At 60.8% G+C, this 23,786-nt stretch carries 19 protein-coding genes and 3 tRNA genes; 7 read left to right on the top strand and 15 right to left on the bottom strand.

All coding sequences use genetic code 11. From position 1 onward, the window contains the following. Positions 1-627, bottom strand: a complete 627-nt coding sequence (locus FPK30_RS02410) for an ECF transporter S component (protein WP_144085115.1) — start codon at positions 625-627, stop codon at positions 1-3. Positions 628-932: 305 nt separating this feature from the next. Between FPK30_RS02410 and ettA the strand changes: the two genes are divergently transcribed. Both ettA and FPK30_RS02400 read left to right on the top strand, forming a co-directional pair. Beyond that, complete coding sequence (gene ettA, locus FPK30_RS02405; RefSeq protein WP_101432710.1) at positions 933-2,609, top strand: energy-dependent translational throttle protein EttA; 1,677 nt, start codon at positions 933-935, stop codon at positions 2,607-2,609. Positions 2,610-2,647: 38 nt separating this feature from the next. Next, positions 2,648-3,562: an acyl-CoA thioesterase gene (locus tag FPK30_RS02400; RefSeq protein ID WP_144085114.1), complete on the top strand. Its 915-nt coding sequence runs from the start codon at positions 2,648-2,650 to the stop codon at positions 3,560-3,562. A gap of 108 nt (positions 3,563-3,670) precedes the next feature. On the opposite strand, the gene FPK30_RS02395 is transcribed toward FPK30_RS02400, so the two are convergent. From FPK30_RS02395 to FPK30_RS02350, 10 genes are all read right to left on the bottom strand, one after another. Then, the gene (locus FPK30_RS02395; protein ID WP_144085113.1) at positions 3,671-4,225 is read right to left on the bottom strand and encodes a DUF3180 domain-containing protein; all 555 of its coding nucleotides are present in this window, start codon (positions 4,223-4,225) and stop codon (positions 3,671-3,673) included. Further along, positions 4,222-5,304 (bottom strand): dihydroneopterin aldolase, encoded by a 1,083-nt coding sequence (locus FPK30_RS02390; RefSeq protein WP_144085112.1) that lies wholly within the window; start codon positions 5,302-5,304, stop codon positions 4,222-4,224. Before FPK30_RS02390 ends, FPK30_RS02395 begins: the two co-directional genes overlap by 4 nt. A gap of 56 nt (positions 5,305-5,360) precedes the next feature. Continuing rightward, a complete protein-coding gene (ftsH, locus tag FPK30_RS02385) occupies positions 5,361-7,475 on the bottom strand; it encodes an ATP-dependent zinc metalloprotease FtsH (RefSeq protein ID WP_144085111.1) in 2,115 nt (704 codons plus the stop codon). After that, positions 7,472-8,074 (bottom strand): hypoxanthine phosphoribosyltransferase, encoded by a 603-nt coding sequence (gene hpt / locus FPK30_RS02380; RefSeq protein ID WP_144085110.1) that lies wholly within the window; start codon positions 8,072-8,074, stop codon positions 7,472-7,474. The genes ftsH and hpt overlap by 4 nt, the downstream gene beginning before the upstream one ends. After that, a complete protein-coding gene (tilS, locus tag FPK30_RS02375) occupies positions 8,061-9,170 on the bottom strand; it encodes a tRNA lysidine(34) synthetase TilS (protein WP_144085109.1) in 1,110 nt (369 codons plus the stop codon). Before tilS ends, hpt begins: the two co-directional genes overlap by 14 nt. Positions 9,171-9,189: 19 nt before the next feature. After that, entirely contained in the window at positions 9,190-10,614 is a 1,425-nt protein-coding gene (locus FPK30_RS02370) for a D-alanyl-D-alanine carboxypeptidase/D-alanyl-D-alanine-endopeptidase (RefSeq protein WP_144085108.1), read from the bottom strand. 110 nt (positions 10,615-10,724) lie between these two features. Next, positions 10,725-12,356, bottom strand: coding sequence for a hypothetical protein (locus FPK30_RS02365; protein WP_144085107.1), 1,632 nt, complete (start codon positions 12,354-12,356; stop codon positions 10,725-10,727). Then, positions 12,353-13,198 carry an ABC transporter ATP-binding protein gene (locus FPK30_RS02360; protein WP_144085106.1) on the bottom strand — a complete coding sequence of 282 codons (846 nt, stop codon included), beginning with the start codon at positions 13,196-13,198 and terminating at the stop codon, positions 12,353-12,355. The genes FPK30_RS02365 and FPK30_RS02360 overlap by 4 nt, the downstream gene beginning before the upstream one ends. 58 nt (positions 13,199-13,256) lie before the next feature. Then, entirely contained in the window at positions 13,257-14,483 is a 1,227-nt protein-coding gene (locus tag FPK30_RS02355) for a glycosyltransferase family 2 protein (RefSeq protein ID WP_045924751.1), read from the bottom strand. Continuing rightward, a complete protein-coding gene (locus FPK30_RS02350) occupies positions 14,483-15,922 on the bottom strand; it encodes an AI-2E family transporter (RefSeq protein WP_144085105.1) in 1,440 nt (479 codons plus the stop codon). The genes FPK30_RS02355 and FPK30_RS02350 overlap by 1 nt, the downstream gene beginning before the upstream one ends. Positions 15,923-16,012: 90 nt before the next feature. Here FPK30_RS02350 and FPK30_RS02345 point away from each other — a divergent pair, with 90 nt between their 5' ends. Continuing rightward, positions 16,013-16,906: a glycosyltransferase family 2 protein gene (locus FPK30_RS02345; RefSeq protein ID WP_144085104.1), complete on the top strand. Its 894-nt coding sequence runs from the start codon at positions 16,013-16,015 to the stop codon at positions 16,904-16,906. Positions 16,907-16,966: 60 nt separating this feature from the next. Then, a tRNA-Glu gene (locus FPK30_RS02340) sits at positions 16,967-17,041 on the top strand. Positions 17,042-17,340: 299 nt separating this feature from the next. On the opposite strand, the gene FPK30_RS02335 is transcribed toward FPK30_RS02340, so the two are convergent. From FPK30_RS02335 to trmB, 4 genes are all read right to left on the bottom strand, one after another. Next, positions 17,341-18,873, bottom strand: coding sequence for a xylulokinase (locus FPK30_RS02335; protein WP_415873688.1), 1,533 nt, complete (start codon positions 18,871-18,873; stop codon positions 17,341-17,343). 63 nt (positions 18,874-18,936) lie between these two features. Continuing rightward, entirely contained in the window at positions 18,937-19,317 is a 381-nt protein-coding gene (locus FPK30_RS02330) for a VOC family protein (protein WP_144085102.1), read from the bottom strand. 114 nt (positions 19,318-19,431) lie between these two features. Next, on the bottom strand, positions 19,432-21,453 hold the full coding sequence (locus FPK30_RS02325; protein ID WP_144085101.1) for an elongation factor G: 2,022 nt from the start codon (positions 21,451-21,453) through the stop codon (positions 19,432-19,434). Between the two features lie 65 nt (positions 21,454-21,518). Beyond that, positions 21,519-22,331 (bottom strand): tRNA (guanosine(46)-N7)-methyltransferase TrmB, encoded by an 813-nt coding sequence (gene trmB / locus FPK30_RS02320; protein WP_144085100.1) that lies wholly within the window; start codon positions 22,329-22,331, stop codon positions 21,519-21,521. Positions 22,332-22,474: 143 nt separating this feature from the next. Between trmB and galE the strand changes: the two genes are divergently transcribed. The 3 genes from galE to FPK30_RS02305 all read left to right on the top strand — a co-directional run bounded on the left by galE (position 22,475) and on the right by FPK30_RS02305 (position 23,754). Then, positions 22,475-23,485, top strand: coding sequence for a UDP-glucose 4-epimerase GalE (galE, locus tag FPK30_RS02315; RefSeq protein WP_144085099.1), 1,011 nt, complete (start codon positions 22,475-22,477; stop codon positions 23,483-23,485). Between the two features lie 72 nt (positions 23,486-23,557). Then, positions 23,558-23,631, top strand: a tRNA-Asp gene (locus FPK30_RS02310). 47 nt (positions 23,632-23,678) lie between these two features. After that, positions 23,679-23,754, top strand: a tRNA-Phe gene (locus FPK30_RS02305). Positions 23,755-23,786 lie beyond the last annotated feature (32 nt).

The following is a 23,786-nucleotide window of genomic DNA, read 5'->3' as shown; positions in this document are numbered from 1 at the left end:
TCAGACCTGCCTGACATCCTGCCCGGATGCCAGCCGATCCAGAGCACCAGTGCTGCCGATGGCCCGGAAGAGGAACCAGCTGACCAGTCCAGCCAGAACCACTCCACTGATCAGTTCGCAGATGGTGCCGATGATCCCCCTCGGGCTGAAGAGGGAGACCCCCTGATAGTAGAAGGCCAGGAGAAAAGCGTTATAGACCAAGGCTATCAGGATACCCCCCAGAACGGTCGTTCCCAGGGTCCACCGACGGTAGCGGAATATTCCGAAGGCCAGTTCCGCGCAAAGGGCCTCGACGATGGCCTCCACCAGAATCATCGGCACGTTGTAGGCGTTGCCAGGCAGAATCTCGACCAGGACGCTGATGATGCCGACATAGACGGCCGCGCCTGGCTTGCGCAGTATCAATAGGGACAGGGTGCAAGGAAAGTAGAAGACCCCATGCAAAAGAGCCGCCGCCCCAGGCAGAAGGGCCGTCATCAGCGGGAATATCCACGAGGCAAGCAGGCTGGCCAACCAGTAAATCAACCCCGACACCGCGCCCAGGCCTGCGCCGACCGCTATGTCAAGCGGCCTCCAGCGCAACCGATGAGATGTGGAAACCCGACCCTGCTGCTGCTTCTCCGTCATTGATACTCCCTTGCGACCGTCATAGAGCGGACGGCCCCTTTGCTCATGCGCACAGCGATAGGAAGGGACCCGCCCAAGCCGGCAAAGGCCCGTCCGGCGTTCCTTGACCTGCGCATGCCGGGCGGGAACGTCGACTCAAGGCTACCCCGACCACGGCGGCAGAACCAGGGTCTGGTCATAGGTCTTGCTTATAGGCGGCCATCCGCCGGCCTGGCCATGCTTATCAGCCCGGCGCATAAGTCAGAAGTCCCCACTACCATGAATGCAGTTTGCACTGTCTTTCTATGGTTCTGTGAGGTAGCTTCTTGGCCGAATTCATTTATCAGATGATCAAGGCGCGCAAGTCCTTCGGCGACCGCGTCATCCTGGACGATGTGACCCTGAGTTTCCTGCCCGGCGCCAAGATCGGCGTGGTGGGCCCTAATGGCATGGGCAAGTCCACCCTGCTGCGGATCATGGCCGGCCTGGACACGGTCAGCAACGGCGAGGCACAGCTCACCCCCGGCTATACGGTAGGCATTCTCCAGCAGGAGCCGCCGCTGGACGAGGACAAGACCGTGGGCGAGAACATTCGCATGGCCTTCGGCGACATCATGAGCAAGGTGGATCGTTTCAACCAGATCGGCGAGCAGATGGCCGACCCCAACGCCGATTATGATGCCCTGATGACCGAGATGGGCCAGCTCCAGGAGCAGATCGATGCCGCCAACGGCTGGGATCTGGATTCCCAGCTGGACCAGGCCATGGATGCCCTGCAGTGCCCCGACCCGGACACCCCGGTCTCGGTCATCTCGGGGGGCGAGCGCCGACGGGTGGCTCTATGCCGGCTGCTGCTGGAAGCACCCGATCTGCTGCTGCTGGACGAGCCCACCAACCACCTGGACGCCGAGTCCATCCTCTGGCTCGAGCAGTACCTGCACACCTACAAGGGCGCCGTCCTGGCTGTGACCCACGACCGGTACTTCCTGGACAACGTGGCCGAATGGATCTGCGAGGTGGATCGTGGCCACCTCTACCCCTACCAGGGCAACTACTCCACCTACTTGGAGACCAAGGCCAAGCGTCTGGAGGTCCAGGGGCAGAAGGATGCCAAGCTGGCCAAGCGGCTCAACACCGAACTGGAATGGGTCCGCTCCTCCCCCAAGGCCAGGCAGGCCAAGAACAAGGCCCGCCTGGAGCGCTATGAGCAAATGGAGAACGAGGCCCGGAACAACAAGAAGCTGGATTTCTCCGAGATTCAGATTCCGCCGGGGCCCCGCCTGGGCTCCAAGGTGCTGGAGGCCGAGCACATCCACAAGGCCTTTGGCGACCGCGTCCTGATCGACGATCTGAGCTTCACCCTGCCTCGAAACGGCATTGTGGGCGTCATCGGCCCCAATGGCGTGGGCAAATCCACGCTCTTCAAGACCATCGTGGGCCTGGAGCCACTGACATCGGGCTCCTTGGAAGTCGGCGACACGGTCAAGATCTCCTACGTGGATCAGAACCGCGAGGGCATCGACCCCAACAAGAACCTCTGGGAGGTAGTCTCCGGAGGGCTGGACTTCATCGAGGTAGGCGGCGTCGAGGTGCCCACCCGTGCCTATGTGGCCTCTTTCGGCTTCAAAGGCTCAGATCAGCAGAAACCAGCTGGTGTCCTGTCGGGCGGCGAGCGCAACAGACTGAACCTGGCACTCACCCTCAAGCAGGGCGGCAACCTCCTCCTGCTGGACGAGCCCACCAACGATCTGGATGTGGAAACCCTGGAGAGCCTGGAGAATGCCCTGTTGGCCTTCCCCGGATGCGCTGTGGTCATCTCCCACGACCGCTGGTTCCTGGACCGGATCGCCACCCATATCCTGGCCTGGGAGGGCACGGATGAGAACCCGGCTTCCTGGTACTGGTTCGAGGGCAACTTCCAGGCCTACCAGGAAAACAAGGTCAAGCGTCTGGGCGAGGAGGCCTCCAGGCCCCACCGCATCCACCGCAAGCTGACCCGCTGAACGAATACACCACAAGGGATTGAGGGCCGAGGAGAAGCATGAGCACTGAGGATGGAGCACTGGCCCAGGCCATCGCTGGGCTGAACCTGCAGGAGCAGCAGCCTGACGATGGCCGTTCCCGTTTTCTGGGCAAATCGCTGGACTTCCCCACTGGCCGCCTCTATGGAGGCCAGCTGCTGGGCCAGGCCATCATGGCCGGCGGACGGACCGTGCCCGAGGGTCGATTGCCCCACTCGATGCACGCCTATTACCTGCGCACTGGACTTCTGGATCAGGACGTTCAAGCTGAAGTCGAGACCATTCGAGATGGGCGTTCTTTCTCCTCCAGACGTGTTGATCTGCACCAGGGGGAACGGACCATCCTGAACGCTCTGCTCTCCTACCAGCAGGTCGGCCAGGAGGGCATCCGCTATGCCGACCCAATGCCGACGGGGCTGCCCGATCCGGAGGACCTGCCCGGCTCCCGGGAGCTGATGGAACCCTATGCCGACCAGTCCCCCTTCGCTGACTACTATGCCCATCAGAGCCCCTTCGACATGCGCCACGTCGGCGGCACGGTCCTGCTGGATGATGCAGATGAGGCAGACAAAAGGGATTCCGAGGATGACAGCAGGAGCCGCCAGGCCGTTTGGAGCCGCACCCAGGGAGGTGCCGACCTGGATCCGCTGATGCGCCGGGCCCTGCTGGCCATGGAATGCGATCAGATCATGATGGAGCCCGCCCTGCGCCGTGCCGGGCTGAGCATGACCACCCCGGGGATCTCCTTCGCCTCCATCGACCATGCCATGTGGTGGTATCAGGATCTGGATCCTTGCGACTGGCACTGCTTTATTCAGGAGTCCCCAGTGGCCGACCACGGCCGCAGCCTGTGTATGGCCAAGGTTTACAACCGTCAGGGTGATTTGGCAGCCTACATGGTTCAGGAGGCCATGATCAGGGTGCCTAAAAACTGAGCGGCCACAAGGTCATCGCGTATTTTTCCAAGGTGAAGAGTCAACAGCCTGGTCTATAGCAGGTCGGCCATCTTCGGAAATGCCTTAGGCTACGGCCTCGAACGCTGTTCAGCCCGGCCTTTTACTTGAATTGGCCTTTATCTTCGCCCTGTCAGCGGTATCGGTCGCATCGGCCATGGGTCTTCGTGAAGATTTGCGCCGATCGGGGTTCTCAGGCCCGTCATCCGGGGGCAACTGGCAGAGCCACTCCCCCACAGCTCCGGCCACCACATCGATCAGACAGACCAGGGAGGCGACCAGGCACTCCTGCATGACCCGCGTGTAATAGGGCGCGCCTGCATGCCCCATGCTGATCAGTGCCTGACTGCCGTACCAGCCCAACAGGGCGGCGCAGGCAATGCCCATGGCCTTGCTCATGATCAGCACGTTGACCGCGAAGCGCAAATCCATCTCCTTGCGGTCTCCCTTGGCGTAGCGATGCACTTGGAAGGCCATGATCAGGATGGCCGCCCCCAGCAGAAAGAGCAACACGCTGACCAGCCAGGGAACCCCCATGAGGTCCGTCCTGGTGGACATGCCCAGTTCCGAGATGCCGGCGCCTCCCATCAGCCCCAAGACCAGGGCGACCAGGTAGTGCACGAGCGGTGTGCGGCGGGCCCTCATGACAACCCGTCCAGAATCCAGTCCTCCGAGACCAGGCTGATGCGATCCCGGTCAGGAGCGCGGTTGGCCAGGCTTGCCAGACAGGATCCGTCAGCTCCAGGCAGACTGTGTTCAGGCTCCAAGTAAGCCCAGGGAATCAAAATGCGCGATGGAGCATGGGCAGCCAGCAGAGGCGGACGGTCCTGAGAGGACAGAGCCGAACCATCCAAGCTCTCCACCTCGACCACGTCTGCATCCAATCCGCCCATCTGTCTGATAGGGGCGGCCACCATGTCCAGGGCCGACCGCAGTTCCTCCAGATTCAGCGGTGTCTGCAGAATAACCACGGCCGATAGACGCTGATCCCCCTGGTCGTCCCGATAGGCATATAGGGGCGAGATGCCGACCAACTGGCTGCCGGGGATCCCGTCCAAGGCTGCGAGAGCACGAAGCATGGTCAGCCGGTCGGTTCCCGATGCTCCCTCCAGCGCAATCACATCACGCATCAGAAGGCCCTTTGGCTTGGCTCCCTCAACAGTCGGCTGACTAGACGCTTCGTTATCATTCTCCAAATCTGAGGACAGGCCGTTCTGCGTGGAGGAGGTTACGGGGTGACGCAGCCGGGCCTGTGCCGCATGGCCAGAATCGGCCTGACCAGACAGCAGGAAGGAGGGATGCCCTAGAGCAGTATTCCCGCTGCCGCTGACTCGTCCAGATTCCATGCTGGCCGGGTTGCCTTCCACCTGATCGTCGGCCGCACGCTCCAGGGTGACGCCCACCTGGAAACCGACCCCTGTTCCCTGGTCAGCACCCAGACGTGTGACCGTGACCCGGGTGCGGCGGATCTGATGGGAGAGCAGGATGGCATCAGCCACCTTGGCGGTCAGGGACTCCAGAATCTCATCAGCCGGCTCGTTTTGGACCAGGTTGACGATCCGCCGGACAATCTGCACATAGTCCACGGTCTGAGTGCCGTCGTTGAGCCTGCCTGCCTCACTCAAATCCAGGTAGAGGACGGCATCGACCTGGTAGCTGAACCCTGGCTTCTGCTGGCCGTGCAGGGGTGCGACCTTGATGGAACTCAAACGGATGGAATCCATGATGTACGCTCCTCCCTCGCCTTGGAAGATTCACTGGCACCGAGCCGATTCGGAATTCAGTGCTGGTCCTCTGCAGACGGTCCGTTTACGCTGCGCCTGAGCTCCTCAGGAATCTCCACCGGAGGCTGCTCGGAGTCAGGCCGATCCGGCGCAGACAGCCAGAGCTGACGTTCGGGAGCCTTGCGCAGACCAGCGAAGACCGCAGCCAGCTCGTCCTTGTTCAGAGTCTCTTTGACCAGGAGCTGTCGAACGAGCTCATCCAGCACGTCACGGTTTTCAGTGATGATCCGCCAAGCCTCTTCGTGAGCCGTCTCGATGAGATTGTGGACCTCCTCATCGATGGCCTCGGCCGTTTTCTCTGAGTAGTTGTGGGGCTTCAGGGCATCGAGCCCGGCGTCCTGGTCATTTTCGTCAGCCCACTTGATGGCGCCCAACTTGGATGAGAACCCATACTGCAGGACCATCTGGCGGGCGATGCTGGTGGCCTTCTCGATGTCGTTGGAGGCGCCAGTGGTCGGGTCATGGAAGACCACCTCCTCCGCCACACGGCCACCCATGGCATAGGCCATCTGGTCCAGCAGTTCGTTGCGGGACTGCGAGTAACGGTCTGTGGTGGGCATGACCGCGGTGTAGCCCAGGGCCCGCCCGCGAGGCAGAATGGTCACCTTGGTGACCGGGTCGGTGTGGTGCAGGGCCGCAGCCACCATGGCGTGGCCGCCCTCATGGTAGGCGGTGTTGCGCATCTCGGCCAGAGCCATGCCCTTGGTCCGCCGCCGAGGTCCGCTCAGCACGCGGTCGATGGCCTCGTCGATGGCCCGGTTGTCGATCAGCTGGGCATCGGAACGCGCAGTCAGCAGAGCAGCCTCGTTGAGCACGTTGGCCAAGTCGGCACCGGTGAAGCCGGGCGTCCGCACGGCCACAGTGTGCAGATCCACGTCAGGCACGAAGGGCTTGCCCTTGGCATGGACCTTGAGGATGGCCTCACGGCCCTCCAGATCAGGAGCTTCCACGGCTACCTGGCGGTCGAACCGGCCGGGCCTGAGCAGGGCCGGATCCAGAATGTCGGGACGGTTGGTGGCTGCAATGATGATCAGGTTGGTGTCATTGTCGAAGCCGTCCATCTCCACCAGCAGCTGGTTCAGGGTCTGCTCGCGCTCATCATGGCCACCGCTCATGCCGGAGCCGCGCTTGCCGCCCACAGCATCGATCTCATCGATGAAGATGATGGCCGGCGCGTTCTTCTTGGCCTCATCGAACAGGTCGCGCACTCGAGAGGCGCCCAGACCAACGAACATCTCGACGAAGTCAGAGCCTGCCATGGAGTAGAAGGGCACGCTGGCCTCACCGGCGATGGCCCTGGCCAGCAGGGTCTTGCCGGTTCCAGGGGGACCATAGAGCAGGACGCCACGGGGTATGCGGGCACCCAGGGCCTTGTACTTGGAGGGATCCTTGAGGAACTCCTTGATCTCCTCCACCTCCTGGACTGCGGCCTCCTCGCCGGCCACGTCCGAGAACTTGGTCTTGGGGGTCTGCCCGTCGCTGAGCTTGGCGGAGTTCTTCTTGCCCCCCATGCCGAACATGCCGCCGCCGGCCGCCGAGGACATGCGCGAAAGCAGGAACCAAAAGACTCCCAAAATGATCAGCATGGGCAGGATGGAGGAAATCAGGTAGCTCATCATGCTGGTCTGCGGCACCACCGAGTTGTACCCCTCGGAGGGCTTGGCCTTCTCTACGGCCTTGACCACCTGCTGCCCCTGGGCCTCCACGTAGTAGAACTGCACGTCCTTGCCGAAGTTCTTGGAGGTGCGGTTGCCGCGGAAGCCGGGCACATCCTTGACGAAGTCGCTATTGAGCTTGAGCTCGACGACCTGCATTTTCTCGGTGATCTCGGCCTTCTTGACCATGCTGCTGCGGTCGTTCAGCAGCTCCAGGCCATCCTGGGTGTCGATGGTCTGTGCGCCGTTCTGGCTGCTGAAGAAGCCGAAGATGGCTAGGATGATGACCACGGCCAGAATCCCCCAGAGCCAGGGGGAACGCCAGAAGGGGCGGTTGCCCCCATTGGGGCCAGAACCGTTGTTGCCCAGGTTAAAGTTGAAGGGGTTGTTGCCCTTGTCGCCGTTGTCCTTGCCCCCATTGGGCGGACCCTGCTGCGGTCCCTGCGAGTAGCTCATGACTGCTCCCCCTGATCCTGATGATCCTGTTCCTGGGTCGGGTCCATGTATTCCTCGGACCTGAGTACGGCTATCGAGTCCAGATTACGGTACTGCTCGTCGTAATCCAGCCCGAAGCCCACAACGAATTCGTCGGGTATGGCGAACCCTGGATACTTGACATCCACCTCGACCTCGTGTCGCGAAGTCTTGTCCAGCAGAGTGAAAATCTCCACCGATGCAGCCCCTCGCTCCTTGAGATGCTCAACCAACCAGTGCAAGGTGTAGCCGGAATCGATAATATCCTCAACGATCAGAATATGCCGACCGCGCACATCGCAGTCCAGATCCATCCTGATGTCCAGGTCTCCCTCAGAAACGCTGGTCTTGCCTGCCGGATAGCTGGAGATGCTCATGAACTCGATCTGAACCGGAATGGTGACGGCCTGTGAGAGGGCGGCAAGCGTGTTGAAAGCCCCCTTGAGCACGGCCAGCATGATCGGGTTCTTACCCCGGTAATCCCGGCTGACCTGCTCGGCCGTCCGGTTGATCAGCTCTTCTATCCGTTCCTTGGACACTAGTTCATGGTCGATATGGGATTGAATATCAGCGATGCGCATGGTCTCCATCATTGCATATGAGAATGACTTGACCCTTACGGATTGCTGTATGGGAGCTGGGAAAACGGGGGCCCTGCTGGCCGTGCCATCGGCAGACCAAATCATCCAGGGCCCGGACCTGCACGGCTGTGAACCGTATGCCCAGTTTGCTCAGTACCTGGGCCAGCAAGCGGGTGCGCAGAGCCGGATGGCAGTCGGCCAATCCGTGGGCATCCAAGCGGGCCAGCACCCCTTTGGCCCTCTGGTCCGAATCGGGGCGGGTGACCAGCCGCTGGGACAACCCATCGACCTGGGTGTCCAAGTAATCCTGATCCAGACGGGCCATATCGGCGCCAAGGGCCAGGCGGCGGGCCATGTCCCGACCAGCGAAGCGATTCAAGGCGGGCAGTAGGTCGTGGCGGATCCGCGAGCGCAGCGGCAGCGTCTCGGGAAGCGTGGAATCAGCCGGTCGATCATCGCCGTTAGTAGGGTCATCCCACCAGTCGATCCCCTGCTGCCGGCAAATAGCCGTGGTATCCTTCCGGTCCAGGTCCAGAAAGGGACGCAGGTAACGCATTCCCCCACGCTCCACACGCCGAGCCATGCCGGTGATGGCCTCCAGCCCCTGTGAGCGAATCAGTCCGATCAGCACCGTCTCAGCCTGATCGTCACGAGTGTGCGCCAGAAGGACGGCCTTGGCCCCCAGCTTGAGGGCCTGTTCGGAGAGCGCCTGGTAGCGGGCTGCACGTGCATCGGCCTCAGGGCCGGCCGAGGTGACCGGTACATCCACTCTGGTGACGCGGACCGGATCCAATCCCAGCTTCCGGCAGGTTCCAGCCGCACGCTCTGCGACCTGATCCGAATCAGGCATCAGACCATGATCGATCAGCAGGGCACCGCACCGCAGCCCGGTCATGTCGGCCACCAGGTGGGCCGCACAGGCCAGGGCCAAGGAATCCCGGCCTCCCGAGCAGGCCACCAGAATCAATGGGGCATCCTGATCGGGCTGATGCACCCCGTGATGAGCGAACCGCTGATCCTGCAGGCCCAGGCCCTCCCCTTCAAGGGTCGAACGCAGGAGCCCCACCGCCTTTTTCATTGCCGCTGAATAGACCATGGTCCAGGCTTCTTCCTGCTCAAATCCGATCCAAGGATCCGACCAAGGTGTCCACAGCCTGTCTGGCAGCAGCCACATCCTCGGAATCGTTGATGACCACAGCAAAGACCAAAACACCTCCGGAGCGACGAATCACATTGCCCGTAAGCGAGGTCACCTGATCCAGAGTGCCGGTCTTGACCCGAATCAGTCCATCAGCCTGGTCATCCACCTTTCGGCTGGCCGCTGTGCCGGTCAGGCCCACTACAGACAGGCCCTTGACTAGGGGGGTCAAGCCCTTGTCGGCAAGAGCCAGCTGCTGGACGTCAGCCAAGGTGCCCACCCGCAGGACGGAGCCAGGGGTAAGCCCCGAGCAGTCGGCCATGTTGAGGCCCGCGGTGTCCACGCCCAGTTTGTTCAGCGTGCTGGTCACGGCTTTCACAGCCCCGGCTGGGCTGTTGGGCATGCCCAGGGCCAAGGCGGTCAGACGGCCGAAAAGCTCGGCCAGACTGTTGTCGGAGTTGCGCAGCATCAGCGACATGATCTCGCTGAGCCGCGCCGAGCGGATACGGGCCAGAACCCTGCCCTGGGCATGGTCAGCCCGTTCGGGCCCTTGGGCATGATCCACCTGGATCCCGGACTCCATCAGGCTGCTGGCGAAGGATACGGCAGCGGCCTCCGCCGGGTTTTCGACCCTGGGCAAGTAAACCCCTGCATCCGGGTAGGCGACAGGCTCAGTGCGTCCCTGCCGAGCCTCATCCACAGCCATGGAGACAGGCACCTGGAAGTAGATTCCATCAGGATTATTTTCTGCAATGCCCTCCGGCTCCCGATCGTCGCCGAAAAGCGTGTCTTGGTAGGCCAGGGCCACTCGGTCGATCCCCTGCTGGCGCAGAGCCTGAGCCGTCTTCTCGGCCAGGGTCCCTAGTCCGGCCCGGCCATTGACATGCAAGGGGTCGTCTTTGCCTGCCCCTAGGAGCATATCGCCGTGACCGCGCAGGGTCAGCGTGGCCTGCGAGGGGGTGGAGGAATCCAGAACCACCTCAGTATCCAGCTGTGAAGACATGTCCAGAACAGAGGCGGCTGCGGCTGCGGTCAAGGTCTTCATAGTGGAGGCCGGCTGGCGTGCCTGGTCGGCGTTCTTCTGGGCCAGCACCCGTCCGTCGGCCTGTCGCACGACCAGCGAGTACCCATTGCCCAGGCCCGGTGCACTGGCGAAAGCATCGACCAGCTGCTGGACCTGGCCGGCATCCACTGCAGACCCAGGCTTGTCCGCGGCGAGGGTCGGAGGATCTCCTACCATGACCGCAGGAGGGGCCGAGGAATGGCTGGTCTTGGCCAAGGTCAGCGGTCCGGGCACCAGGTCGGCCAGATCCATGCCTGCATAGCCGACGACCAGTATGACAGCCACAAGCATGGCCAAGGCCACCCGCCAGCGTCGCTTGATCCGCCGACGACGTGTCATGCGCAGCTGATGTCTGTCACCCAATTGCTCACTCCCGGACTTGTGTTCGCCAACCGAGTTCGAATCGGTAGGCACCAACCAACTAGCCTAGTACTGGTTCTGTCACTGCCTCAGGACTGCAGAGAGGCATAGCGATCCAGCGTCAGCAGAATGGCCGACTGTCGACGATCGAAGATCCGGGATCCTAAAGCGACACCTGCGGCAAGCACAATCAGCCCGTTCGCCAGTGCGACCGGCACGGGCAGCCAGAGGGGAAGAATCCCGCCTGTGATAATGGCCGGCAATGCCACCAAAAGGGTGGGCAGCATGATCACCAGGCTAGCCAGCAACTGCAGCATCGGCAGGAAGCCTTGGGCCACGGCACGTCCCTGCGGCGAGGTGAAAGGCTGGTCCATGGAGGGTACCGGGTAAATCAGCAGGGCCGAGAAGACCTGGGCAACTCCCAGCCCAGACAGGAGCAATCCTATGGTCGCGGCCAACATATCCAAGGAGATGACCAGATCTGGTCCGCCCTTCATTGCCCCGGAGAATACCAAAGTCACCAGCCCAAGCAGGAGTATGCAGGGCAGAGCTACACTCAGATGGCTGCGGACACGGGAGAGCCGGTCCTCACGACCTTTCACTCCCGCCGCTATCTCCATGCGCAAGGCAAGCCCATCGTAGGCCAGGGCGTTGCCCTCGGGAACCTCCAGCACCCAGGCGCCCACAATCGGTCCCAGCCATAGCATCATGGGCATCTGACGGAAGATTATCGCGTACAGAATCACCACAACAAGCAGAAGCGGATAGCTGACAAGCTTGCGGGGGTCCTGACGAAGATAGATCAGCGATCGCGCAATCATGGCATCCACTACGTTCCGGGACCGGCCCAGCAGCCCCAGCCCCCTGGGGGCAGACGACCTTTCAGCACTGGCCCCCGCGTATAAACGGTCATGACGCAGACACAGCATGCCGATCATGAAACAGAGAGCAAGGGTGGTCAGCTCCACACACAGACGTCCTACCAGAGCCCACCATGATCCTGAAAGGAAATCCTCCGGCAGGCGGACAGCGGCACCCAGCGGCGTCCAGGCCAGTATGTCGGCCGCGGTCTTGAGGGAGTCAGTGTCGACTGCCATGCCATCCATAATCCCGCTGTCCAGCAGAGAGGGCAGCAGACACAAAAGCATGATCACCACGGTGACCAGCAGATAGAGTCCGGATCGGGAGCGCTGAGAAACCATCAAGGTACCGACCAGGTCCAAAACAGCCCGGGATAGGGCCAGCATCACCATGACAGCCAACAGGGCTGCGATCAAAGCCATGATCGTGGCTCCGACACCCGTGCGGGCATAGATGGCTGTCAGAGCGAGGAAGCAGCCAAGGCCGGTCAATCCTGCAGGCCCAGTCAGCCCAGCCAGGTAGAGCCCCACTTGCAGCTGGCTGTCAGGAATCCCGTACAGGACGAATCGCGAAGAGCTCAGAATCGACCCCTGGCCCAGAAAAGCCAGTTGAATCAGGATCACTCCCAGAGTCAGCCCGACCATGAACAGGACCAAGATGGTTCCCATACGCTGCCGGTCGCCCGGACTAGCACTGGGCAGCCAGCCCCCGAGTGTCAGCGCGACCTGCCACGAAGCCAAGCAGATGCCTATGGCCATGAGCAAGCTGATGATGGCGCCGACCAACTGCCAGGAGGAGTGCTTGATGGTTCCCCAGGTAATGGACCAACGCATGGCGATGATGGTGGATGCCGTGCTCATTCCGTCTCCTGGTCTTCCTCGGACCCGGAACCGTTCAGCCAAGCGATTCGCTTAGCCTGGTGGCGGCCTCCGACAAGCTCCAGGAAGCGATCCTCCAGATCCTCGCCGGCAGCGACCTGTGCCACCGTGCCATCAGCCCGAACCAGACCATGGTCGATGATGGCCACATGGGTGCACATCCGCTCCACCAGGGCCATGACATGCGAGGAAATCACCACTGTTCCTCCGGTATCGACATACTCGGCCAGGATGTCCTTAAGATTGGCGCTGGAGACCGGGTCGACCGATTCAAAGGGCTCATCCAGCACCAGAAGCCTAGGGGAATGAATCATGGCCGTGGCCAGGCAGATCTTCTTGGTCATGCCCGATGAATAATCACAGACCCGCTTGCCGCCGGCATCAGTCAGGTCGAAGGCCTCCAGCAGGTCCCTGGCCCGGCCCAGCGCCTCACTGCGCGGCATCCGTCGAAGCATGCCCGAGTAGACCAGCAATTGCAGACCTGTCAGCCTGTCGAAGATCTGATCGCCCTGGGGCATGACGCCGATGACCCGCTTGGCCGTATCCACGTCCGACCACACGTCTCTGCCGAGGATCATGACCTTGCCGGAGTCGGGCATCAGCAGGCCGGTCATCATGTTCAGCGTGGTGGTCTTCCCTGCGCCATTGGGGCCGACTATCCCGTAGAAGGACCCCCTGGGAATATCCAGAGAGAGGGCGTTGACAGCCGGCCGGCCCCGGTAGCACTTGACCAAGGCACGGATAGAGACTGCTGCCTGCGGATCTGGCGGAGGGACCATTGCCGTTTGGGCGGTCATCCTGGGTGGCTGCGCTTCGTCGGACATGGCCTTAAGTCTATCCCATCCCACCCCTGGCTCGGTGCCGGTTGAGGGACGACTGGCCTCAATGCCCTGAGTGCTCGATGGGCTTCCATCCCGGATTGGCGAAGATGGCCTGGAAGGAGATGGGAAGGTAGCTGAGCATGAAGATGGGGAAGCTCAGGCAGTAGGCGAAAAGCTCCTTGTTGGATGCGCCGATCTTGTCCCGCTCGGCCAGGACCGTCAGTGCGGCCAGGCCCATCATGGCCAGGACACCCAGCACTCCAGCTGCGATGCCATTGATCAGTTCAGTCACCTGGCTGGTCCAGGTCACGAAGCCCAGAGCCGGGAAGAGCAGACCGAAGAAGCAGCGGACCAGAGCCAGGACGGTCAGCGGGCAGATGAGAATGGTCAGGTCCACGGCCGAGAAGTCGCGTTCACGGAAGGCTCTGGAGATCAGGGCGGGCCCGTAGTAGCGGAAGACCTGAAGGAAGCCCTTGCTCCAGCGCAGCCGCTGCCGCCAGCTCTGCTTGAAGGTAACCGGCTGCTCGTCATAGAGGATGGCGGTGCCGCAATAACCGATGCGCTCGCCGTGCAGCACCGAGTCCATAGTGAACTCCAGGTCCTCGGTCAGCAGGTGGAACTTCCAGCCGTTGTTGCGCTCCATAACCTCCCTGGAGAACATGAACCCGGTGCCGCCCACATGGCAGCTGGAGCCGATGACCATCCTTGAGGTGTTGAGGAACCGGGATTCGCGGATGAACCATAGGGCTGAGCCGGAGGAGACCCAGTTGTCAGAGAAGTTGACCGAGTTGCGGTAGCTGGTCAGTATGCGGAAGCCGGACTGGAAGGCCTTGTTCATTTCTTCGATGTAATGGCGGTCCAGGAGGTTGTCCGCATCGAAGACGAAATAGGCATCGTAGCGGGAGGCAAGGCCCCGCTCAAGTATCTGGTCCAGCAGAAAGGTCAGAGCGTAGCCCTTGCCCACCTGGTTCGGATCCTGCCGCTCTACCACATGACAGCCCAGGGACCTGGCCAGTCCGGCGGTGTCGTCAGTGCAGTTGTCGGCCACCAGCCATATGTCGATCATGGAGGACGGATAGGTCTGTTCCTTGATGGAATTGATCAGATGACCGACCACCTGCTCCTCGTTGCGGGCGGAAATAAGGACGGCGAACCGCTTGTCGAATGGGGCCTCGGGAAAGACCGTAGGCTTGGAGACAAAGGAGATGACGATGCAGATGGCCTGGTAGACGATGCCCACCCCGCCCAGCAACATCATCAGAACGTCCAGTACTTTGAGCAGAGCCATCAGCGCCACTCCTTGCGGGGGTTATCCTCCCCCTCGGAGGCCTCGTCCGCAGTCTCGGTGCCCTTGAGCGGCCTGTGCCTTACGGGGGCTGAGGCGGACTTGGGTATGGGAACCGTGGCCGACTCATCCAGATCCTTGGCCGTCGGGGAAGAGGTCGGGTAGAGCTCGCGGGCAATCGTCATGACCGGATCGTCCACTCGGACCCTGGCGCTGGTCCCCTTGGCCGATCGGCTGCCCACATGGCTTGCCACCGGCTGAACCACGTGCTCATTGAAAGCCTCGACACCTTCGACCACCTTGGACTTGCCGACCGGCTTGGGATCCTGCATGAGTGGAGAGTCGATCAGCTCATAGTGCCTGACCGAAGCCGAGAATATAGCCTGGAAGCTGGCCGCCAGAGGCAGGGCCAGGAAGGCCCCCAGGGCACCGAAGACCGCACCCAGAGCCAGTACGGAGAGGAAGGCGATAGCAGGGTTGAGGTCCATGGTCCGCTGGGAGATCTTGGGGGCCAGGATCATGTTTTCGATCTGCTGGTAGATGATGATGTAGACCAGCACGATCACAGCCACCAGCAGTCCGCGGCTTCCCCAGGCCACCACTACGGGAATAGCTCCGCCTATGTAGGTGCCGATGGTGGGCACGAACTGGGATACCAGCCCGCAGAAGAGGGCCAGCGGCAGCCAGTAGGGCACCTTCAGAATGACCAGAAAGACCGACATGCAGGCTGCGGAGATGAGCGCCAGAATGGTTCTGCTGAACAGGAAGCTGGAGATCTGGTCCTGGGCGATGGTCCAGACAAAAAGGAAACGGCGCTGGCTCTTGGGGGCCAGCCACTGGCAGAGGCTGCGGCGCAGTTTGGGCCCTGCGGCGGAGATGTAGTAGATGACCAGCAGGACGGTCATGATATTAATGAAGGACCCCACCAGGCCCACGGTGGTGTTCAGGGCCTGTCCTGCAAAGTCCGTCACCCATGAGGTCTGGATGTTCTTGACGATCTCACCGCCAAGATCCTGCATGGCCGGCAGGTGCCAAGGGGTGCGGCTGGCGATGAATTCCGCCACCTGCTCATAGAGGGCTGGAGCCCCGTTGGCCATGCCGATGACCTGCTGAACCAGCAGGTTGCCGAACATCCCCATAAGGACGATCACAATGATGATCAGCCCTACCAGCGTGACCGCAGAGGCTGCTCCCCGCCGCCAGCCATGTCTGACCAGTCTGATCACAAGAGGTTCCATGGCAAGGGAGACAAAGATGGCGATCACCACATCCAGCACCAGGAATTCGATCTTCCACCAGGAGGCGTAAGCGAACCAGGCCAGAAAGACCGCTATCGCTACATAGAGGAGGGCGCGGCCGAACCATTCCGGAGGTCGGCGCGGATCCCCCTTGGGCGGGAAGACCGTCGCGAAATCGAAGCGCTGCTTTTGCTCGTTGGCCATATGTTCCATTATCCCAAGATGGCTGACATGGCGGGCTGTAGGGCACAGGTTGAGCCGACGGTGTATCCGGGCACACGTATCCTGAGGGGTATGTTGACCGTTTCCATAGTCATACCCGCCTGGAATGAGGAAGAACGCATTGAGGACTGCCTCCTGAACGCCACCAGGCAGAGCCAGGCACCCAAGGAGGTGCTGGTAGTCGACAACCACTCCACAGACGCAACGGCCTCCATCGTCCAGCACTTCATTGACCAGAACCCTGACCAGCATGTCAGGCTGCTCCACCAGGACAGTGAACAGGGGCTGATCCCCACCCGCAACTACGGACTTGACCGGGCAACCGGCGATGTGCTGGGCCGGATTGACGCCGACTGCATGCTTCGTCCCAATTGGGTTGAGGTGGTCTCCGGCATCTTCACCCGGGACCCCAAGGCCATGGGCGCCACTGGACCGGTTGCCTACTATGACATGCCAGGCAAGAGGATCGGGCTCAAGGGCGACAACACCATCCGCAGGGCCATCTACCGGGCCGACGACGGGCAATACCTGCTCTACGGTTCCAACATGGCCCTGCGCGCCACTGCCTGGCGGGCCATACGCAGTCACGTCTGCAGGGACAAAGAGGACATCATGCACGAGGACGTCGATATCTCCCTGCACCTGATCGACCAGGGGTTCAAGACGGTCTACTGCAAGGACATGAATGTGGGCATCAGCGCCCGCCGGATGGACACCTCCTTCACATCCTTCCGCCACTACATGCAGCGCTTCAAGAACACCTTTGATGCCCACCCGCAACACACCAGGGAGCAGAAGCCCGAGCACACCCTTTACGCCATCTACCCCATCCTCAGGGCCTTCTATCCCGTCTACCAGAAGTACCTGGAATCCGCCGATATCAACCCTGCGGAGCGTGTCTGGATCCGCGAACAGATGGAGCTCTTCCATCGCCGCGACCAGGAGCTGGACCAGGAGGATCACTGACCGGCGGACGGCACACCAGGTTTGCCTGGTCCATAGGGGGCGGGTATCATGGGCACGTTCGCCCCCGTCGTCTAACGGTTAGGACACCAGACTTTCAATCTGACAGCGAGAGTTCGACTCTCTCCGGGGGTACCAGGCAAAGGGTTGGAAAGTGGCGGTATTCCGCCGTTCAACAAATTCGCAAAAAATCAGCGCAAAATTCGAATCGGGCTGTTTTGGTCGATATTGAACCAAGATAGTACGCACAACAGTACACACTTATAATCATCGCCGATAAGAATCCACCAGCATAGTGAAGTCACATTTATTTGAATTTCTATGGCTTTGCTTGTCGCAGTCTACGAGCATGCGAAAACAGACAAAATAGTTGCCAAAATTACTCCAGCCTGAATCGTCCTCACCGGACATGAGGAACAACTGCATCCGATGGACATTTACCGAAGTGCATCCAAAGCTGGATATAAACGCCGGAACCGGCTGTAACCAGCATCGTACACTTGACGGTTTGCACCGTCGGGAGAAAAGACGCCTCCTGTAAGGTTCGCTTCCACCAATTTCTCCAAGCCCTCCAAATCAGGCCGTGAAGAGGGCTTGGCCTGTTTGCCAACAGAGACCAGCTGAGCCAGGGCCACCGCAGGCATGAGATGGGCATCATCGAGCACTTGAACGGGCGCATCAAGGATATCCGCCAGCATCTGGCACCATTGGGGTTCGCGGGTTCCGCCGCCAATCAGGGTGACGCGTTCGATAGGCGTGCCCAGCAAGTCAAGCCCCTGACGAATCGAATAGGACACACCTTCCAGCGCGGCTCGGGCAAGGTCGCAGGCCTCCGTCTCGGAAGAAACGCCGACATAAGCTCCCCGAATCGAAGGGTTCATCATAGGGAAGCGCTCCCCCACCAGATAGGGCAGGCATATCACGCCGCGCGCTCCTACCGGACTGGATTCCAACAAATACCCCATGCGTCGATAGGGATCGCTGTCGGCCACGGTCGGACTGCCCCCTGCAAAGACTCCGGTGGCCCAAGCATGCACGTTGCCAGCATTGAGGAAGGGCACTGTATTGATGATGCTGTCAGTACCCAGATAGGCCAAATTGACCATTCCGGGGCGGTCAATTACAGCCTGGTCTGTCACTGTGGCAATCCAACCGGATGTGCCCAGGTTGATATTGAATTGACCGGGATGGAATACCCCGCCGCCCAAGGTGGATGCGCCAGCATCCCCCATTCCCGCATAGACCGTGGTTCCCGGAGCAAACCCCGTGGCAGCGGATGCACCCGGCGTGCTGGCGCCGATGCTTTCCCATGGCCAATAGACTTCCGGGAAGATCGCGGCATCCACACCTGCTGCCTCCAGGATGTCCCTTCTCCACTTCCGCGAGCGCAGATCCATGGCGCCTGCCGTCGAGCAGGCCGTCATATCGCCGCAGTAGACACCGGTCAGCCACCAAATCAGATAATCCTTGGCATCGATGAGCACATGGCGAACCTGCGCATAACGGTCGGGCTGATGCCTGGACAACCACATCAGTTTGGCCACCGGCAGGGACCCATCGCAGGGATTCCCCACTACGGTGTGAAAGGACTCAGACCCATAGGTTTCCGTCAGTTCAGCAGACTCTTCTTCGGCCCTGCCGTCCGCGTACAGGATCGCCGGCCCGACGGGCTGCCCCAGTGCATCCAGGGCAATCAGGTCCTGCATCTGTCCGCTCATGATGATGCCGGCGACCTGGTCGCTCTTGAAGTGCTCGATGCTCCGCCCGGCCCTGGCCAAAAGATCACGGGACACCTCAATGAAGGCCTGCAACCAATCCTCGGGATTCTGCTCGATACGCCCGTCACCTGTGTTGAGCGGCAGAAGACCGCTGGACGCGCACACCCTGGCAGAGCCCTGGTCATCCACAAGAACGGCCTTGACTTGCGTGGTCCCCACGTCGAATGCGGCTGTATAGGTCATACCGGTCATCCTAGGCTTTCCCAAGCGCTCAAATGCTTGCATAATCCCATATATGGACTGACGCAGTTACCCCTAAGCCCCTGACCAGTCCACCACTGCTTCGACATTATTCCCGTCCGGATCCAAAACGAAAGCCGAATAGTAATGAGGATGGTAATCGCGCAGCCCTGGAGCACCATTGTCACGGCCACCGGCAGCGAGCGCCTCCCTGTAGAAGGCATCCACCATTGCAGCATCGTCAGCCCTGAAAGCTATGTGGGTCACCGGCGAGCCGGTCCCATCCCCGCTCGGTGTCAGATAGAAGTCCGAGTGGGCCCCGTCGTCCTCTGCGCCGAACCCAATAGTGGGCTCATGGTGGGCCTTGGCCACGTACCCCAACGGTGCCAAGGCTCTGCTATAGAAATCGATGGAAGCCTGGATGTCCCGAACCTTCAGCGTCAGATGATCAATCATGTCCATAATTCTAGGTAAATCGTCAGCCAACAGCGGCCGGTAACCCCGAATGATCCTTGCCCCATGCCGCTCGATGCCGGTGACCGATCGAGCTCGAATCCTCAAGGCTGTGTTTCAGATGTACTGGCCGCCGGGCAGGTGCATGAAGTCCTCCACCTTGTTCCATTTGACCGGGTATCCTGCCCCGTGGGCGCAGAAGACCGAATCAGGGGTGTTCTCCAGGTCGGACTCGGGGTCATAGCCGATGGAATCCACAAGAGCATCCTGGTCCTGGCAGGGACGATACCCGTTGAAGAAACAGGTCAGATGTCCGCGGCCGTGAGTGTAGGTGCTGACCTCGATGACATAATCACGCATCTGTGATACCGGCGCATCCCCTTCCAACTCGACAGTGTCCCCGTCTGCCTGCGGTTCCGAGAAGCTGCCCTTCATCCGGTAGATGTCCGACATAGCCCTGCCCAGATTCTCCTGTGGAAGGGCGAGCCTGAAGTGGTACCAGGGCTCCAGCAGGATATTGCTTGCCTTCATCAGCCCCTGCCGGACGGCCCGGTAGGTGGCCTGGCGGAAGTCTCCTCCCTCGGTGTGCTTGATATGCCCGCGGCCGTCCAACAGGGTGATGCGCATATCGGTGATAGGCGAACCTGTCAGGACGCCCAGATGCTCCTTCTCGGCCAGATGGGTCATGATGAGCCGTTGCCAATTGCCGTCCAAGCGGTCCAGGCTGCAGGTCGATGCGAAACTGAGACCGCTGCCCGGCTCCGTAGGTTCCAGGAGCAGATGAACTTCGGCATAATGCCGGAGGGGCTCGAAATGTCCAACCCCTTCGACGGGGGTCGCGATGGTCTCCCTATAGAGGATTCCGCCCTGGCTGAAGGAGACCTGTATACCGAAGCGCCGCTCCAACTCCTCCTGAATTACCTCCAACTGGACCTGTCCCATCAGTCGTAAGTGAATCTCTTGAAGCTGCTCCTGCCAGACCACATGCAGCAGTGGATCCTCATCCTCCAAAATGTGCAAGGCACTCAACAAGTGGTGCGGATCCACCTCTTCGGCAGCCACTGCATAGGACAGCACCGGCTCCAGCACAGGAATCAGGTCCTTCCGCTCGCACCCCAGCCCCTGCCCCGGACGTGTCAGGTCAAGGCCGGTGGCCGCCACGATGCTTCCGGCCTGGGCGCAGTCCGTCAACGTATAGGAAGCTCCCGAATAGACACGAAGCTGATCAACCGTCTCTTTGGTCTCAACGTGTCCGTTCTGCGCCATATCTCCAGCTGTCCCGTACGCCTCCGCAACAGAACCCGATGCTTTGTTGGGTTCATCTCCATGACGGAATTCGGTGGTCAAAGAGGATTTGACCGGCAGGTCGCCACCGGTCACCTTGAGCCAGGTCAACCTGGCGCCTTTGTCATCATGCGATACCTTAAACACCCTTGCGCCGAACTCTCTGCCGTACCCAGGCGAAAGGGTGTACCGCTCAAACCCCTCCAGAAGGGCGTCGATTCCGTCCAGACGCAGGGCGGACCCAAGGAAACAGGGAAAAAGACGACGGTCGGCAACCAGCCGCGCCAGGCTCTCATCAGATATGCCCTCGGTCTTGAGGTACTCATCCATGACGTCCTCGTTGAGCAAGGCCACATCCTCCATATCGCCATGTTCAAGTCCACGGCTCAGATCGAAGCAGCCCGGAGACCAGCGCTGCTTGCAGCTTTCAAGAATACGGGCGGCATCAGCTCCAGGGGCATCCAACTTGTTGATGAAAATGAAGGTAGGCACCTTGTAGCGTGTCAGAAGTCGCCAGAGCGTATCAACGTATCCTTCCAATCCAGCGGTAGCATCGACGACTAGGAGGGCATAATCCAAGATTGACAGGACCCGCTCCATCTCGGCTGAGAAATCCACATGGCCGGGTGTATCGATGAGGGTCAGGTCGACATCGCGATAGGTCAGCCGGGCTGGCTTGGAGAAGATGGTGATGCCCCGCTGCCGCTCCAAATCGTTGGTGTCCAGATAGGCATCGCCATGGTCCACCCTGCCCAGACGGCGAATTTTCCCTCCCTGGTAGAGCATGGCTTCCGAGAGCGTGGTCTTGCCGGCGTCCACATGAGCCAACATCCCCACCACTATCCTCTTGGCCATCAGGGCCTCCCTCGCTCTTCACATCTACAAGCACCAGACGCATATCCCATCTGTGCGCTCTATGGTCAGTCTGCCAAAACCTGATAAGTCAGGTCATGGATGATCCGGGCGGCCTGAATCCCCTTGCGCTCGAAGTTGGTCACAATTCTGCCGTCGAACCGCTCCGACTCCATGAACATGGCATGAGGCAGGGATTTGGCCTGATCAGCAGTCCCCTTGCCTACATGCTGGGTGGGCAGACTGACCGGCAGATTACCCAGGTTTCTGAATCTCGGATTCTCATCCATCACCTCATGCACATGCAGAGCGTAATCCTCGATATCGGTTGCAATTCGCCAAAGGCCGCCCGGCTCCAGACAAGCCGCCAAGTCATCAGCCAGAGCCGGCTGAACCAGGCGACGCTTATGATGCTTCATCTTGGGCCAGGGATCAGGAAAGAAGGTCCATACTTCCTTGATCAGCCCAGGATCCATTCGGGCCAGGAGGTCTGGGGCGTTAACCTGGGCAAGTCGCAGATTATCCAAGTCCGATTTGCCGGCCATCAGCATGGTATGGGCCAATCCCGGCTGGTAGACCTCCAGGGCCAGGTAGTTCCGATCAGGGTGTTCCCGGGCGCTGGCCACGACGTTCTCCCCCTGGCCGGATCCGATCTCGACGATCAGCGGCGCATCCCGTCCCCAGACCGACCTGACCATTGCTGCATCACAACGCAGATCCTCGTCAACCGTCAACGAACCTTCAGCCTGGCCCAAATCGAGCAAATATCTAGAGGAATACCGAGCCCAAGCCTTCGCCAGCCGGTCGCTCAGCTTCTCGGACCGCCTCACATAGGAGACGATGGACCTCATGGGGGCCTTGCTCTGTCTTTCTGTACTCATCACAGCTCATATATATCCTAGGAAGCGGATACAAGCAGGCACAAGAGTCACATGTGCCCGTGATATACTCAATTCAGAACAAAATACAACAAAATATTGCAAAACCGAACAATAGTCTGGTTTTCGATAGGAAAGGCATGCATATGTCAGTTTTGGTTACAGGCGGCTGCGGGTACATCGGCGCCCATGTGGTTCACGCCCTGCAGGAGACCGACAAGGATGTCGTCGTAGTCGATGACCTCAGCTATGGCAGGCCCGACCGGATCGGGAATGCCCGTCTTTATGGCGCCGACGTGGCTGCACCTGGCGCCGATCAGCGCCTGGCTGAGATCATTGAGGAGAACAAGGTCGACTCGGTCATCCACTTCGCCGCCCGCAAGCAGGTGGGCGAGTCGGTGGAGAAGCCCATCTGGTACTACCGGCAGAACCTGAACGGCATGATCAACGTCCTGTCCGCCATGGCAAAGACCAACGCCAAGAAGCTGGTCTTCTCCAGCTCGGCCGCAACCTACGGCGAGCCTCCGGTCGACGTGGTCCCTGAGGACGTGCAGCCCATGGTCCCCATCAACCCTTACGGCCAGACCAAGCTGGTCGGCGAGTGGATGGCGCGGGCCTGCGAGCAGCCTTACGGCATCCGCTTCTGCGCCCTGCGCTACTTCAACGTGGCCGGCTGCGGACCGGTCAGCCTGGAGGACCCGGCGGTCCTCAACCTGATCCCCATGCTCTTCGACAGGCTGCGTCAGGGCAAGGCGCCCGCCATCTTCGGGGACGACTACCCCACCCCCGACGGCACCTGCGTGCGTGACTACATCCACGTCTCCGACCTGGCTGACGCCCACATCGCCGCCTTGGACTACCTGGACCGCGACCAACGCCGCTACGATGCCTTCAATGTGGGCACCGGCCAGGGCACATCCGTCCGACAGATCGTGGACGAGGTAAAGAAGGTGACGGGTCTGCCCTTCACCGAGGCCGTCAAGCCCCGCCGCGCCGGCGACCCGCCGCACCTGATCGGCGACCCCACCCGGATCAACACCGAGATGGGCTGGCATGCCAAGTATGGCGTCGAGGAGATCGTAGAATCTGCATGGAAGGCCTGGCAGGCCAACCCTGCCCACCACATCGACACCGACGGCTGGCAGCAGCAGGACTAGGCAGCGACGCGCCGGGGCTTGCATTCCTCCGGCGCTCATGTAAACTTTCCTCTTGGCTGTTCAAGCAGTCTCGGCTCCGTAGCTCAGTTGGTTAGAGCGCCGCCCTGTCACGGCGGAGGTCACCGGTTCAAGTCCGGCCGGAGTCGCTGGGAATGGTCTGGCCCGGTCTTTCCGGGTCTTTTCGACTGTTCATGGCTCTGTAGCTCAGTTGGTAGAGCGAGCGACTGAAAATCGCTAGGTCAACGGTTCGATCCCGCTCGGAGCCACCAGCCATTAAGCCCCTGAGACTCTCGAGGAATCC

Origin of the sequence: Bifidobacterium apousia (assembly GCF_007559275.1) — a bacterium.
Classification (GTDB): domain Bacteria; phylum Actinomycetota; class Actinomycetes; order Actinomycetales; family Bifidobacteriaceae; genus Bombiscardovia; species Bombiscardovia apousia.
The sequence above is the reverse complement of the archived record's forward strand: the minus strand, read 5'-3'. Positions and strand labels throughout refer to the sequence as shown.